Source organism: Vibrio marinisediminis (assembly GCF_014050145.1).
Lineage (GTDB): Bacteria > Pseudomonadota > Gammaproteobacteria > Enterobacterales > Vibrionaceae > Vibrio > Vibrio marinisediminis.
This window is the reverse complement of the sequence record NZ_JACFYF010000008.1, coordinates 134,853-149,876: the sequence shown is the minus strand read 5'-3', so window position 1 is coordinate 149,876 and position 15,024 is coordinate 134,853. Positions and strand designations below refer to the sequence as shown.

Here is a 15,024-nt window from a genome sequence, read left to right as displayed (position 1 = left end):
TCTAGCATATTTTGCCGCACCGACGACTCAATTAAGACTAAAGAATGCAATTTGACTGAAGCGAATATGCTTAGGTACGCATAACACAACCAAATCACGTACTTTATTCAACGTTCAAATAAAAAGCCCGCATAATGCGAGCTTTTCACAGATTTTGGCGTATTAGCCCTTAGTCAAAAGGGTATTAATTGCACCTAGGAATTGCGATGGATCTTCCAGCGAACCACGCTCTGCAAGCATGGCTTGACCTAGCAAAACTTCAACCCAACGACCAAAGGCTTGTTCGTCAGTTTCATCAGCCATACGTTTAACTAGCTCATGTTCTGGGTTGATCTCTAAGATGTACTTCACTTCAGGAACCGCCTGACCCGCCGCTTCCAAAAGCTTGGCCATTTGAGTACCCATCTCGTAATCATCAGTCACGACAACGGCTGGTGTAGACGCAAGCTTGAATGTTGTACGAACTTCTTTTACTCGATCAGCCAAGTACTCTTTGGTACGTTCAACAACAGATTTAAATTCTTCCTCTGCTGCTTTCTGCTTTTCTTTCTCTGCTTCGTCTTCAAATTTACTGAGATCAAGTCCCGCTTTGGTGATTGACTGGAACTGTTTACCGTCAAATTCAGTCAAGTAGTTCATCAACCACTCATCAATGCGGTCGTACATCAAGATTACTTCAATACCTTTTGCTTTGAACTGCTCTAGGTGCGGGCTATTTTTCGCTGCCGCATAGCTGTCTGCCGTTAGGTAGTAGATTTTATCTTGATCTTCTTTCATGCGCTCTAAGTAAGAGCTAAGACCGATCGTTTGTTCAGACGAATCTTCATGTGTTGATGCGAAACGCAGTAAGCCAGCTACCTTTTCTTTATTGGCGCTGTCTTCTGCTGGTCCCTCTTTCATCACTAAGCCAAACTCTTTCCAGAACGCTTGATACTTTTCAGCATCGTTCTTCGCCATGCGTTCAAGCATAGTGAGGACACGCTTTGTACAAGCATTACGTAATGACTGAGTCACTTTATTGTCTTGCAGGATTTCACGCGAAACGTTTAGCGGTAGATCATTTGAGTCAATCAAGCCGCGCACAAAGCGTAGGTATGACGGCATAAATTGCTCGGCGTCATCCATGATAAACACACGCTGAACATACAGTTTTAAGCCGGATTTATGCTCACGATTGAACATGTCCCATGGCGCTTTTGCAGGAATGTATAACAAGCTAGTGTAATCATTTTTACCTTCAACGCGGTTATGGCTCCAAAGCAATGGATCAGCAAAGTCATGTGATACATGCTTATAAAACTCTTGATACTCTTCTTCGCTAATATCAGATTTATTGCGAGTCCACAGTGCTTGAGCTTTATTGATTTGTTCCCACTTTTTCTCACCAGTTTCTTTACCTTCTTCATCACGTTCAGAAGTTTGGATAAGAACAGGGATACCAATATGATCAGAGTACTTGCTGATTACATCACGTAGACGCCACTCATTTAGGAACTCTTTACCTTCTTCACGCATGTGAAGCACGATATCAGTACCACGAGTTTCTTTGCGGATATCCTCAATGGTGTAGTCGCCTTCACCCGCAGAGTGCCATTGAACGGCTTGGTCGGCATTTAAACCCGCGGCTCGAGTACGTACAGTGACCGCATCAGCTACGATGAATGCAGAATAAAAACCAACACCAAATTGACCGATCAATTGTGAGTCTTTAGTTTGGTCATCAGACAATTTTGAGAAAAATTCAGCCGTGCCTGATTTTGCAATAGTACCAAGATGTTCAATCACATCTTCTCGGCTCATGCCGATACCATTGTCAGAAATAGTCAATGTATTCGCTTGTTCATCAAATGACAGCTTCACACCAAGTTCAGCATCACCTTGATATAAATCAGGGTTCGACAATGCTTGGAATCGAAGCTTGTCTGATGCATCTGATGCGTTTGAAATCAGCTCACGTAAAAATATCTCTTTATTCGAGTACAGTGAGTGGATCATTAAGTGAAGCAGCTGTTTGACTTCGGACTGAAAGCCGCGAGTTTCTTTATTGTGAGTGGCAGTTTCGCTCATGTTTACTCCATAACATCTATACTTATCAGACCTCTATCGCATTTATAATAGAGACTATATGATGACTGATACATAACATGAGGGTTGTGAATGTAAAATCAAGGTCAATAATCATAAAAACGGTGTTTTTTTGTTTTTAGTTTGTCTATCCTGCCTAACAAATAACTCTATAAGGCGTACCATTTTCTAAAAAGGTAAATCGCCATCAATCACATTCGTGAAAACTGAGACCTATCAAACCTAAGGCCAAATGCATGAGTAACATAGGTACAAAATTTAACCTTGCTAACAAGTTCATTTTTGACCCAAACACAAATTGCTTAATTGATACACAAGGCGATAGCGAAGTAACTCGACTCGGTAGTAATGAAAGCCGAATCTTACTGTTTTTGTCCGAAAATCCGAATGAAGTCGTCAGCCGCAATCAGCTGTACGATTTTGTTTGGCGAGATCAGGGGTTTGAAGTTGATGACTCAAGCCTGACTCAGGCAATTTCGACGTTGAGAAAACTACTCAATGACTCAACAAAGTCCCCGGAATTTGTCAAAACGGTGCCAAAGCGCGGCTATCAATTAATTTGCAGTGTCGAACGCACAATCCCATTAACTAATGGTGATAGTCCTGTAATCCCATCATCTTCTGATGTTGTGGAAAACAGCCAAAGCCTCGAACCTGAAGTCAATCTAATTGAAGATATAGAACGAGAAATTGAGATACCAGAACAAAGCCAAAACAATCATGTAGAGCGTCCATCGTCTCATCAAAAACAAGGCTTCATCACTAAAGTCGCGTTTGTGTTAGCTTTACTTTTTCCCATTATGGCGTTGGTGCTAGACAAACCTAGTCCATCTCAATTCAATCAACTCGCTGTCTTTGACAATGTCGTGGTGCAAACCCCTATCAATCACCCATCTCTAGAACAGTGGTTGCCTGCTATTGAGCAATGCGTGATGCGCTACAAAGCCAGTCACACAGGTGAAACAGCGCCAATAAAAGTCATTGCGACCGGTGGGCAAAATAACCAACTTGTTCTCAACTATATCCACCAATTAACTCACTCGGGTGAGAATATTACCGTCCGTATATTTTCTGACCAAGACAATATTAACCACGTTTGCCAATAAGGATATGTTTATGAATAAGAAAATAGCATTACTGTTGTTGGCTATATCAACACTATTTAGTGGGTGGTTATATTGGGGTAGTAATATACAAGTAGAAAAAGCGATCACCTCTAAAGAGTGGCAATCCAAAATGGTGACGGTAATTAGTGATAGCTTGCAAGAAGAAACTGTCGGACCTTTGCGTAAAGTAGATGTCACTTCCAACGTGAAGTACTTACCCAACGGTAGCTACATTCGCGTAGCCACAGTGCGCTTATTTGCCAATAGTGAGCAGAGTGACAGCGTGATCAACATTTCTGAAACTGGAAAATGGGAGATCAGTGATAACTACTTGCTTATATCGCCAACCGAATTCAAAGATGTCTCTTCAGCTAACAGTAAAGATTTTACCGATGAACAACTATTGCTGATTAAACAGTTGTTCAAAATGGACGCGCAGCAAAGCCGCCGAATCGATATTGTTAATGAAAAAACATTGCTTCTTACTAGCTTAAGTCACGGTTCTACGGTACTTTTCTCTAACTAGTTCTCACTAAGTGGCAAAGGGAGCATGACGCTCCCTTTTGATTTATCATGGATTGGATTCACTCTCTCGGGCTATTTTTCGGCTCTCTAATTGCAAATACACTTGCGTCACTGTCTGGTGGCGGAGCGGGGCTATTGCAATTTCCGTTATTACTCTTCTTTGGGCTTCCTTTCTCCATTGCATTAGCCACTCATAAAGTTGCCAGCGTGGCTCTGGGGCTTGGCGCCGCCGCTACACACCTCAAACAGAAGAGCTTTACTCTACAAGAAGCCGCTTACATCACGGTTATTGGCAGTATCGGTGTGGTAATTGGTGCGAATTTGATATTAAAAATTCCAGCCGATTTGGCTGAGCGTTTATTAGGGATGATGATCCTCGCGTTAGGCATTTATTCTCACTTCAAAAAACAGTTAGGACAGCAAGTAAAACCGATTCATCGCAATTGGCAGGGGTGGCTTGTCGGTAGCTTGGGGTTGATGTTTATTGGCATTATCAATGGGTCGTTAACCGCCGGTTCAGGCTTGCTTGTGACGTTATTTTTGGTTCGCTGGTTTGGTTATAGCTACAAGCAAGCGGTGGCGTTGACTATGATATGCGTCGGTTTCTTTTGGAATGGTATTGGTGGTATTGCGATAGTACAGGCAGGCGCTTCTATTTATTGGGCTTGGCTACCCATATTACTAACCGCGTCATTTCTAGGAGGCGCGCTAGGAGCTTACCTCTCTACTCGATTTAGCAATAAAATCATCAAACAATGCTTTGAGTTACTCACGCTACTGGTGGGCTTAAAGCTTCTGGTCTAGCACGAATGCTTATAGAAAACTTCAGATTAAAACTCGAACATGAAAGGAAGCTACATGGATAAGGCAATCATTGAAATTTACTATTGTCGCCAATGCAATTGGATGTTGCGCTCAACATGGCTCAGCCAAGAATTACTGCATACATTCAGTGAAGAAATAGCCAGTGTTTCTTTACACCCCGACACCGGTGGACGGTTCGAAATTGTTTGTAATGGTCATTTAATATGGGAGCGTAAGCGAGACGGTGGTTTTCCGGAAGCAAAAGTACTGAAACAAAAGGTACGGGATATTATCGACCCTGAGCGTGATTTAGGGCACTCGGATCGCAAGTAGTCTTAAACTCGCATCATCAAAATAAGTGCGCTCTAGCATAGGCACCGTACCGGTGCCTTATTCAATCAAATTTTAGACAATTACAAAGGTTATAGAATGCTCTTTTCTAGGATTGTTTGCCCAGTAAAACTAACAACTTTCATTGTTCCCCCTTCAAGCAAGCCATAACTGGCATCGAAACCACTTCTCGGGAAGGTAACAGAGCCCGGATTAAAAATGAATTGCGCACCGTTACGTTCTGCCAGTGGAATATGGGTATGACCATGAACAATCACATCCCCTTCACGCAGAGCCGGACGCTTCTCACTGTTATATAGGTGACCATGCGTGACAAACAGCCTTTGTTCACTTGGTAGCATCACCCATGCGTAATCACTCATCATCGGGAAAGCCAGCAGCATTTGATCGACTTCGCTATCACAATTACCTCTCACCGCTATAATGCGCTCCGCGTACTGATTCAATAGCTCGGCTACCGCAGGTGGGTTATACCCATCTGGGACTGGGTTGCGTGGACCATGATTAAGCACGTCCCCTAGCAAGACTAATGTCTCTATTCCTGAACGGTCAAACTCCGCAAGCACTTGCTGAGTTGCCGGTAAGCTACCGTGCAAATCAGAGGCAAAAAACAGTTTCACAATAAATACTCCTCAATTTTATTGAGGTCATTTTACTCAATTGGCGATCAAACGTCATCCCGAGCCATACCGTTTATCACAATATTGTTATAGCTCACCATACCAATCAACTCACCATTTTCAATCACAGGTGCACGGCTAATACCGAAGCGCTCGAACAGGCGAGCACAATATTTAACGTTCATATTTGGGTCGACACCTAATGCTGGCTTAGTCATGATTTCATAAACGTTGGTACGCTCGGGTGAGCGATTCTTTGCCAGCACTTTCTTGGCAATATCGTTCATCAATACGATGCCATATTCATCATTGTCATGACGTTTATTCACCACCAGCGCTTTCACTTGGTGTTCGCGTGCAATACGAATGCCTTCCTGCACGGTACTTAAACCATCAATCATGACGTAGGTTGCCGCCATAACATCTCTCACTCGAACGATCTGTTGTGAACTCATAGCTCATCCCCCACCACTTTAGTTAATCTTTCCACTTGATGCGCAACGCCGACCGCATCTTCAATATCAATCTGAACGGCAATGCCTTGCCCTGATTCTTGTTCAAATCCACCCACCTCACTGATGGTTTCAAGGATTTGCCGAGCCAAATGCTCTTCGACAACAAAAAGCAGTACGTCTTTTTGCACTTCAAGCGTCAAACCAAAAAAAGTCCGTTTCTGGTTTAACCCTTCTCCTCGGGCATTATTAATTACTGTTGCACCCGTAGCGCCCGCATTGCGCGCAGCGTCAAGTACCTGTTCTGTTTTGCTATCTTCGACAAAGGCTAAAAGCAACTTAAAGCGCATTTTCTTTATCCTCTTGTTGCGGTTCTTTATTTAACCATCGAGTAATTTGTGCGTAACCCATTACAGAAATAATGGGAAATAAACTGGCAAAGGCAATCAAACCAAAGCCATCTATCATTGGGTTTCGACCCGGAACAGTGGAAGCAAGACCAAGCCCCAAGGCTGCAACCAAAGGAACAGTCACAGTAGAGGTGGTAACGCCTCCTGAATCATAAGCCAATGGAATGATTAATTTAGGGGCGTAGAACGTTTGGATCACTACGATGATGTAGCCAGCGATGATGTAATAGTGAATAGGATCGCCCACCACGATACGATAGCTACCTAGTGATATGCCAAATGCCACCCCAATAGCCACAGCGATACGCAGCCCATTAACACTGATGCTCCCACCGGATACTTGATTAGCTTTAATCGCAACAGCAATCAGTGATGGTTCGGCGACCGTCGTACTAAAACCAATGCAGAAAGCAAATAAGTAAACCCAATAATAGTCCGCCCAGCCCAATACCGATTCAGTACTGAGGCGAACTTGTTCAATAAAGTCAGGGGCTGTTAATTGCTCCGCCATCGTTTCACCAAGCGGGAATAGCGCCATTTCTAAGCCAAGAAGAAAAAGAGATAGACCTAAAATAACGTAGAAGAAACCCAGGAGTACATGCGGTAAATTGGCTACTGGTCGCTTTAGTACCGCAAACTGAAAACCAAAAATGATCGTTGCGATGGGAATGACATCGGCAATGGTACTGAAAAACGTATCAAGAAATTGCATCATCATTACGCCACCACCATGCCGTAAACCATCACAAACATCATAGGCAGCAAAGAAGCAAAGGCAATTAAGCCAAATCCATCTATCATGGGATTTCGCCCTTTAATTGATGAAGCGAGTCCAACCCCCAGCGCCGTCACCAGTGGCACCGTAATCGTAGAAGTTGTAACACCGCCAGAATCATAAGCAACACCGATAATACTTTCTGGTGCAAACCCAGTCAGCACAACCACGCCAATATAGCCGCCAATGATCATGTACTGGATTGGCCAACCTTTTAAAATTCTCAGTACACCTAATACAATCGCAAACCCCACAGACAATGCGACAGTTAGACGCAACCCATCGGCATAGCTTTCTCTACTCTCTTCTTCATTGACGATCATTCCGCCTTCTGCCGCGACTTCTGCCGCCTCTGCCGCCACAGCCGTCAGCGCTGGCTCAGCAATAGTCGTCCCAAACCCTAAACAAAATGAAAATAGTAATAGCCAAAACACACTGCCTTTTTGTGCAAATGCTTGAGCCATCGTTTCCCCAATCGGAAACAGCCCCATTTCCAATCCAAAAATGAAAAATGTCAGTCCCGTCACTACCAGCAACAAACCAAACACAATTGAGCCAAGATTAGGTAAAGGCTCTTGCAGTACAATCAATTGAAAAAAAGCGATTACAATCACGATCGGCATTAAATCACGCAAGCTTCCTAGCATTGCACGCAATAAAGCCCCAATAGCTTTGGGCATAGTGTCACTCCACTCCATGAGTTACGTCTATATTGCCAAAGCCAGGCTTGGTAAGATGTGACTATCACTGCACCACTTAATACGAATGTAACAAAATGTGATTTATGTGAACGTAATCCAAGCCTACTTAACCATTACATTTAAGTGTAAAAATAACGGTCGCTGATCCGAGTTTGGTTGATCTCGCTATAATTACTCCATACAAGGAGAGTAGAAATGAAAATATTATTGACGGGTGGCACCGGCTTTATTGGCAAGGAGCTGCTCAAGCATCTAACCACTCATGAAGTAGTTTTGTTAACGCGTTCCACTGATATGGCCAAACGCGCAGTTAACCATGCTGACTTAGGTAATGTGACTTATATTTCTCACTTAAATGATATGCATCACCTGAATGATTTTGATGCTGTTATTAACTTGGCTGGAGAGCCAATAGCCGATAAGCGCTGGAACGCGGAGCAAAAACAAGAAATCTGTGAGAGTCGCTGGAAAATAACAGAGCAACTTGTCTCTTTGACACACGCCAGTACAACCCCACCAAGCGTTTTTATCAGCGGTTCTGCGGTAGGATATTACGGCGATCAACAGCAACACCCATTTGATGAAAGCCTGCATGTACATAGCGACAACTTTACTCACCACGTTTGTGCTAAATGGGAAGAAATCGCCAATCGTGCCCGTTCGGAATCGACCCGTGTATGCATATTACGAACTGGGGTGGTGCTTGGTTGCGATGGTGGCGCACTGGCAAAAATGTTATTGCCCTATAAATTTGGGGTGGGTGGACCGATTGGTAACGGCAGACAATACATGCCTTGGATTCATAAACTGGACATGGTTCGCGCGATTGTTTATTTACTTGAGACTGAGCATGCTCATGGTGAATTTAACGTTTGTGCCCCGCACCCCGTAACCAACCGTCACTTCAGCGGAACGTTAGCACGAACGCTTAAGCGACCGCATTTTCTGTTTACCCCCAAATGGACCATCAAAGCCATTATGGGAGAGAGCTCGGTATTACTACTTGATAGCATCAGGGCGAAACCAAAAAAACTGACTGAGTTGGGATTTCGATTCAGCTACTCAAGACTCGAGCCAGCACTGAAAAATCTGTTACAACATCATGAATAATCCTTTACTCTAATACGCTGTTTCCAAAGGAAAACAATAGAGAAGGATTTCATGTCCAAAGCAATACTCATCACTGGCTGTTCATCTGGTATCGGCTATGTTGCCGCTCATGCTCTCCACAAACGAGGCTACCAAGTTATCGCCTCATGCCGAAAACTCGAAGACGTTGAGCGGTTAATTAATGAAGGACTAACCTGCATCCAACTCGATTTGAATTGCTCAAACAGTATTAGCGACGCGGTACAACGAACATTGCAATTAACTGATGGGAAACTCTATGCCCTTTTTAACAACGGTGCTTACGGGCAGCCCGGTGCATTAGAAGACTTACCGACTGACGGTTTACGGGCCCAATTTGAAACCAACTTTTTTGGTTGGCACCAATTAGTAACCGAAATACTACCAGTCATGAGAAAACACGGTGAAGGACGAATTGTACAAAACAGCTCTGTACTTGGGTTTGCCGCAATGAAATACCGTGGAGCATACAATGCTTCAAAGTTTGCGATTGAAGGCTGGACTGACACACTTCGATTAGAACTCGCATCAACACAAATAAAAATTAGTTTAATTGAGCCCGGTCCAATAGAGACTCAATTTAGAGCCAATGCGTTAATAGCTTTTCAACAATGGATAAACGTTGAAAACAGCCCTCATCACGCTCAATATCAACAGCAAATGTTACGATTAGCCAAGCAATCTTCTAACAACGCTTTTGTCTTACCACCAGAAGCGTGTATAGAACCACTCATTCATGCACTTGAGAAGCGTAAGCCTAAGATTCGCTATCGCATCACCAAACCAACCAAGGTGTTCGCGGTCTTAAAACGAATTCTACCGACTCGTTGGCTCGACAAAATATTGCAAAAAGCCGCATAAAAAACGGTCTGGTGTAATGATAACGTCATAAATCAACGTCATGATGATAGGGTAAACAAATTATAAAGCGTCTCATTCGGTGCCTGTACATGTCATTAAATCAATTAAATTGGCTATGTGTGAGTGTCGCGCTAACTGTGTTTATCGTACTTTAGACACCTTCGCTTGCACTTTGCCAATAAAAACACCACGTTAATACGTGGTGTTTTTATTTGAACGCTTGATTTCTCCCGCAATCGACCATACTTATTAGCTAGATAAAGACCATTTTTATAAAGGTATGTCGCATGCAGTCACCGTTTATTACCGAGTTGAATCAGCAGAACTTTATGCAGGTTCTCGAGAGCTCTCAGCAAACTCCGCTACTGATTCATTTTTGGGCATCTATCAGCCCTGAAAGCAGTGAGATCATCCCTCAACTACAGCAAATTGCGCAAAACTATAATGGCGCGATGACTCTTGCGTTGCTTAATTGCGAACAAGAACAAGCGATTGCGGCTCAATTTGGCGTACAAGCACTACCAACTATTGCCCTATTTATTGATGGCAAGCCCGTCGATGGGCTTGGTGGTCCCCAGTCTATTCAGGCCGTCGAAGCAATGCTCGCCAAACATCTTCCTAGCCAAGATGAGCTAAATCTAAATAGAGCACTTGAATTAGTGGCTAACAGCTTACACACGCAAGCGCTACCTATGCTTAACGCGCTACCACCCGAGCTTATCAACCGAGGCGACGTTAAACTCGCACTCACTGATTGTTATCTCGAAACACAAGATTTCGACAAAGCGGCAGAGTTACTCCAGAGCATTCCTTTGGAGTATCAAGATAACTACTATAAAGGTCTAATCGCTAAATTAGAGATACATAACCAAGCGGCAAATAGCCCTGAAATTCAATCACTTGAAAAGCAGTTCTCAGCAGAACCGAGTAATGCAAAACTGGCTCAAGAGCTAGCGCTAAATTACCATCAAGTTAACCGCGACGAGGAAGCATTAGAGCTAATCTGGCAATTCATTGTCAAAGATCTTAATGCCCTAGATGGGGATTTGAAAAAATCATTTATGGATATCCTTAGTGCGCTGGGACAAGGAAATAAAACTGCTGCGAAATATCGCAGTCGACTCTACTCTATTCTCTACTAACTAAGCTTTTTTTAACCAAGGTCCGTATATCTGACCTTGGTTATTTATGATTATCGTATCAACTCTCATTATTAGGTTTGTCGCTGGCGAAATAATCAGCAACAATGAAGCTAACTTGAAATAAGGAGCGCTTCATGCCTATCGATACTTCCCTCCCCCTCGATTCCATAATCACTACCGCTATCTTTATTGTTGCCGTAGTGGCCTTCGTTTATGCGGGTGTTAAGACGGTCCCGCAAGGAAACCATTGGACAGTAGAACGATTTGGGCGCTATACGCTAACGCTCAAACCAGGATTAAATTTCATCATCCCATTCATCGACAAAATTGGTCATCGAATTAATATGATGGAACGAGTTCTTGATATTCCCGCACAGGAAGTTATTTCACGCGATAACGCCAATGTCACTATTGATGCAGTCTGCTTTGTACAAGTGATTGATGCACCAAAGGCCGCTTATGAAGTTAATGATCTCGAACATGCGATACGAAATCTTACATTAACTAACATCCGTACCGTACTTGGCTCTATGGAACTAGACGAAATGCTCAGCCAACGCGATATGATTAATGTCAAACTGTTAGCGATAGTTGATGAAGCAACCAACCCTTGGGGCGTAAAAGTCACGCGTATTGAAATCAAAGATGTGCAGCCACCCTCCGATCTCACCGCGGCAATGAATGCCCAAATGAAAGCGGAGCGAAACAAACGCGCCGAAATTCTTGAAGCTGAAGGTGTTCGCCAAGCTAAGATTTTACGAGCTGAAGGGCAAAAACAATCAGAAATACTCAAAGCCGAAGGGGAAAAACAAGCGGCAATTCTACAAGCTGAAGCTAGAGAAAGAGCGGCAGAGGCAGAAGCTCGAGCCACTGAGATGGTGTCTGAAGCAATTTCAAAAGGTGACATGCAAGCCGTTAATTACTTTATTGCCCAAGGCTATACTGACGCCCTAAAAGCTATCGGTCAGGCGGAAAATGGCAAGATCATCATGCTTCCACTAGAAGCAACTGGTCTAATGGGCTCGGTTGCGGGTATCGCTGAAATGTTTGCACAACAAAAGAAATAGAGGGTTTTGTGGTCGAAATATTAGATAGCATTAATCATTGGCACTGGATTGCTTTTGGGCTTGCTTTGCTCGCAGCCGAGTTACTAGGTACTGCGGGCTACTTGCTCTGGTTAGGAATATCGGCGCTACTAGTCGGCGTACTACTGGCTTGGTTACCAATCAGTTGGCAGCTTCAATGGGTTTCATTTGGTGTATTTTCTCTCGCGACCACTTGGTTGTGGTGGCGAAGGCAGCTTAAAAGCGATCGTCAAGGTGACGAAAAAAGAGATTTGAATCAAAAAACCAAGCAACTGATAGGTCAAAGTATTCAGCTCGAACACGATATTCCTGCGGGAAGGTCTCGTATCAAATTAGCGGATACCACTTGGTCAGCCCATAGTGAACAAGCATTATCAGCTGGATCAATGGTCGAAGTAGTTGCAATTAAGGGAATAGTTTTATTCATTGAGGAAAAAAAGTAAGCCTTATTGTGTTTATAATAGGTAGAAAATGGCTTATTTTTCTGCCTATTTCGATGAGTTAACCGATCTACTCTCCATAAAAAGAATTTTTGCTTTAATTAACCTAAAAAAACATCAAGATAGGTTATTTATTACATAAAAATATCATTTTTTTTTGATCTTTATCAGTCCTGTTTCATAATAAGGGTATCTCATAAAATTTGAGATACGTCGCAAAAATAACGGAGAACTGTCATGAAAAAGATCATTGCCCTATTCTGTACTGCGCTACTTTCATTTTCTGTATTTGCCTCTACCGCTGCAAATAACTCAAATAGCAATCAAACGGCTCGCGGGGCGTGGGTTACCTGTAACTTACCTGATGGGACAACAGATTACATCCCTAGTGGTGTATGCCGTTCAAATGGTGGGACTTACTCGGGTGTTACGCTATCGCGTTAGTATTGACAAAGCCCTTGCCTGTATAGACAAGGGCTTAAAAAGTCGAGTGAATTAATGCGAAACTAGCCACGCTAAGATTGATTTTCTTTCAATTGGTGATGCTTCTGCATACCAATATCCCATCATCTCTAAAGCTTTAGAACCTTCAAGTGCAGGAACAGATGTTGACTGCCTATTTTCAAAAACCCAGTTGGTAAATTGTTCTAGTTCTTGCGGTGTTGCTTTTTTGCTCCAGTATGAAACCATTTGGCTTGCATCACTGCCAGCTAGCTGACCTACCGTTGAAGCTTGGCTAGTAGAAGACGAAGTTGTCACTATATTATTTTCTTGATTATATTTTTTTAGTTCTTTAACGTAATCACGCCCTAACCCCAAAATCGAAGGCAACTTATCAATTTTAAAATCTAGTACATTGCCGTTACTATCTGTAAGCTTCATTTTGGGATTTTCGTTAAATTTTTCGACATGAATCAAGCGCGTTATTTTAGCATCCATCGCTAATGTCACCTGAGTATCTGCCGCATTAAATGTCACCACAAATGGATCTGAATTAAATTTTTCTTTTGCGCCAGAATTATTATCGACTAATTTAGATACACGAATAACAACCTGATTAGTTCCGTTTGGCACTTCAAACTTAGGTTTAGAAAAAGCCCACAACCCTGACTCTTCATTATCCACTACAAGTGGTACCACATTAGAGTTAAAATTTAGTCCAACTTCGGCTTGCGGAGCGAAGGAAGCTGTTGTAATACATATCGCTATTAAGGTTCTCATTGCCTTCATCATTTTCTCCTGAAAAAAACGAGCACTCTCGAGAGAGTGCTCAATATAAGATAGTTAGACTAACGAATAGCTATTAGAAGTAGTATTCAATACCTAGCATGAAGTCAGTCTTGTCTGTTTCTTTAGAATTGCCGTTCATATCGTAGTCACGGATATCACCGTAGATGATAAAGCTAGGCTGTAGGAATGCTACGCGAGCAGTCACTGCACTGTCTGAATCATCGATACCTGCGTCTTTCGCTAGGTCAGATTTAGCTTGAGCGGCGTAACCTGCTTTTACAAACCAGTTTTCGTTGATTGTATACTGAATAGCACCAGAGTAGCTCATTTGACCATTGTCAGTGCCATTGGCGTAATCTGCAGACATATCGCGTACCGCAGCGTTAATAGTGAAATCACCTAAGAAGAAGTATGCGCCAGCAATCCAGTAGTTGCTGCCATCAACGTTCAGGGCATCAGCTTCTACTGTTTCACCACGGTCGTAGTAACCAGCGTGTAGTAGCATGTTGTCATTTTGGTATGCACCCGCAAAGCTGATAGTTTTCGCATCGGTTGAACCACTCATGCCACTTAGAGACGCTTGTAGAGTGAAGCCATTCCAGTTTGCTGAGTCGTAGCGGATTACGTGGTCAGCACGACCTTCCCAAGCAACACCTAGGTCAAGAGCGCCATCTACCCAACCGTCAAACACATAACCTGTGCCTGGGTTTGTGTGACCATCGACTAGGTTATAAGCAGCAACCAACTGACGACCGAATTTAACGCTACCGAAGCCATCCCAATCAAGACCTAGGTACGTATCACGCACACCAAGACCACCAGAATTAGTACCGTTGTTAGCGTTGCCGCCTTCCATTTGCCATACAAAGTTAGGTTCTAGATCTTCAAACTCAACAACACCGCGGAAACCGACACGAGATTCAATATCTGCAATTACTGTATTATCTTTACCCGCTTTAGCGTGATCTGAAACAATCAGAGCGCCCGCAGCTTGACCGTAAAATTGTACTGCATCACCAACAACTTGCACTGCAGCATTTGCTGAACCAACTGTCGCTGCCGAAGCCACTGCCGCACATACTAGAGTGCGTTTAAAAAATTTGTCCATGGAAAAAACTCCTAAAAATGGATATAGCTGTTTTATTTCCTTTCCCCTAAAGTTGGCCGCCGAAGGGAAAAGATTTTCCTAATAAAATATCAACAATCTTCAATGATAATTTCAATTTTAAAGTTACTGCATACACCTCGTGTATCCGTATGAACTAGACTAACTTCGCAGCAAAAAACATCAATCAGAACTTAATTTCTT

The 15,024-nt window shown here is 43.0% G+C and carries 18 protein-coding genes; 10 read left to right on the top strand and 8 right to left on the bottom strand.

Going from position 1 to position 15,024, the window contains the following annotated elements:
* Positions 1–162: 162 nt before the first annotated feature.
* Positions 163–2,067, bottom strand: coding sequence for a molecular chaperone HtpG (gene htpG, locus H2O73_RS13835; protein ID WP_182109455.1), 1,905 nt, complete (start codon positions 2,065–2,067; stop codon positions 163–165).
* A 254-nt stretch (positions 2,068–2,321) separates the two neighbouring features.
* On the opposite strand from htpG, the gene H2O73_RS13830 reads away from it, so the two are divergent.
* From H2O73_RS13830 to H2O73_RS13815, 4 genes are read left to right on the top strand one after another with little or no spacing between them, the layout of a single operon-like run.
* Positions 2,322–3,191, top strand: a complete 870-nt coding sequence (locus tag H2O73_RS13830) for a transcriptional regulator (protein ID WP_182109454.1) — start codon at positions 2,322–2,324, stop codon at positions 3,189–3,191.
* A gap of 10 nt (positions 3,192–3,201) precedes the next feature.
* Positions 3,202–3,717, top strand: coding sequence for a regulatory protein ToxS (locus H2O73_RS13825; protein WP_182109453.1), 516 nt, complete (start codon positions 3,202–3,204; stop codon positions 3,715–3,717).
* A 47-nt stretch (positions 3,718–3,764) separates the two neighbouring features.
* Positions 3,765–4,520, top strand: a complete 756-nt coding sequence (locus tag H2O73_RS13820) for a sulfite exporter TauE/SafE family protein (RefSeq protein WP_182109452.1) — start codon at positions 3,765–3,767, stop codon at positions 4,518–4,520.
* Positions 4,521–4,574: 54 nt separating this feature from the next.
* Positions 4,575–4,853 (top strand): Rdx family protein, encoded by a 279-nt coding sequence (locus H2O73_RS13815; protein ID WP_182109451.1) that lies wholly within the window; start codon positions 4,575–4,577, stop codon positions 4,851–4,853.
* An 89-nt stretch (positions 4,854–4,942) separates the two neighbouring features.
* On the opposite strand, the gene yfcE is transcribed toward H2O73_RS13815, so the two are convergent.
* Genes yfcE through H2O73_RS13790 form a run of 5 tightly spaced genes read right to left on the bottom strand, consistent with a single transcriptional unit; the run spans position 4,943 to position 7,808 of the window.
* Positions 4,943–5,491 (bottom strand): phosphodiesterase, encoded by a 549-nt coding sequence (yfcE, locus tag H2O73_RS13810; protein ID WP_182109450.1) that lies wholly within the window; start codon positions 5,489–5,491, stop codon positions 4,943–4,945.
* A gap of 47 nt (positions 5,492–5,538) precedes the next feature.
* Complete coding sequence (locus tag H2O73_RS13805; RefSeq protein ID WP_182109449.1) at positions 5,539–5,946, bottom strand: CBS domain-containing protein; 408 nt, start codon at positions 5,944–5,946, stop codon at positions 5,539–5,541.
* Positions 5,943–6,293: a P-II family nitrogen regulator gene (locus tag H2O73_RS13800; protein WP_182109448.1), complete on the bottom strand. Its 351-nt coding sequence runs from the start codon at positions 6,291–6,293 to the stop codon at positions 5,943–5,945. The genes H2O73_RS13805 and H2O73_RS13800 overlap by 4 nt, the downstream gene beginning before the upstream one ends.
* On the bottom strand, positions 6,283–7,071 hold the full coding sequence (locus tag H2O73_RS13795; RefSeq protein WP_182109447.1) for a DUF1538 domain-containing protein: 789 nt from the start codon (positions 7,069–7,071) through the stop codon (positions 6,283–6,285). Before H2O73_RS13795 ends, H2O73_RS13800 begins: the two co-directional genes overlap by 11 nt.
* A complete protein-coding gene (locus H2O73_RS13790; RefSeq protein WP_182109446.1) occupies positions 7,071–7,808 on the bottom strand; it encodes a DUF1538 domain-containing protein in 738 nt (245 codons plus the stop codon). The genes H2O73_RS13795 and H2O73_RS13790 overlap by 1 nt, the downstream gene beginning before the upstream one ends.
* Before the next feature lie 216 nt (positions 7,809–8,024).
* On the opposite strand from H2O73_RS13790, the gene H2O73_RS13785 reads away from it, so the two are divergent.
* From H2O73_RS13785 to H2O73_RS13760, 6 genes are all read left to right on the top strand, one after another.
* The gene (locus H2O73_RS13785) at positions 8,025–8,939 is read left to right on the top strand and encodes a TIGR01777 family oxidoreductase (RefSeq protein WP_182109445.1); all 915 of its coding nucleotides are present in this window, start codon (positions 8,025–8,027) and stop codon (positions 8,937–8,939) included.
* A 51-nt stretch (positions 8,940–8,990) separates the two neighbouring features.
* A complete protein-coding gene (locus tag H2O73_RS13780) occupies positions 8,991–9,818 on the top strand; it encodes an SDR family oxidoreductase (protein ID WP_182109444.1) in 828 nt (275 codons plus the stop codon).
* A gap of 287 nt (positions 9,819–10,105) precedes the next feature.
* On the top strand, positions 10,106–10,960 hold the full coding sequence (locus H2O73_RS13775) for a co-chaperone YbbN (protein WP_182109443.1): 855 nt from the start codon (positions 10,106–10,108) through the stop codon (positions 10,958–10,960).
* Between the two features lie 134 nt (positions 10,961–11,094).
* Entirely contained in the window at positions 11,095–12,027 is a 933-nt protein-coding gene (locus H2O73_RS13770) for an SPFH domain-containing protein (protein WP_182109442.1), read from the top strand.
* Between the two features lie 8 nt (positions 12,028–12,035).
* A complete protein-coding gene (locus tag H2O73_RS13765) occupies positions 12,036–12,488 on the top strand; it encodes an NfeD family protein (protein ID WP_182109441.1) in 453 nt (150 codons plus the stop codon).
* A 234-nt stretch (positions 12,489–12,722) separates the two neighbouring features.
* A complete protein-coding gene (locus H2O73_RS13760; RefSeq protein WP_182109440.1) occupies positions 12,723–12,929 on the top strand; it encodes a hypothetical protein in 207 nt (68 codons plus the stop codon).
* A 51-nt stretch (positions 12,930–12,980) separates the two neighbouring features.
* Here the strand turns inward: H2O73_RS13760 and H2O73_RS13755 are convergent, their stop codons facing one another.
* Positions 12,981–13,718, bottom strand: coding sequence for a YccT family protein (locus tag H2O73_RS13755; RefSeq protein ID WP_246335922.1), 738 nt, complete (start codon positions 13,716–13,718; stop codon positions 12,981–12,983).
* A 70-nt stretch (positions 13,719–13,788) separates the two neighbouring features.
* Positions 13,789–14,823 carry a porin gene (locus H2O73_RS13750; RefSeq protein WP_182109438.1) on the bottom strand — a complete coding sequence of 345 codons (1,035 nt, stop codon included), beginning with the start codon at positions 14,821–14,823 and terminating at the stop codon, positions 13,789–13,791.
* Between the last annotated feature and the right edge of the window lie 201 nt (positions 14,824–15,024).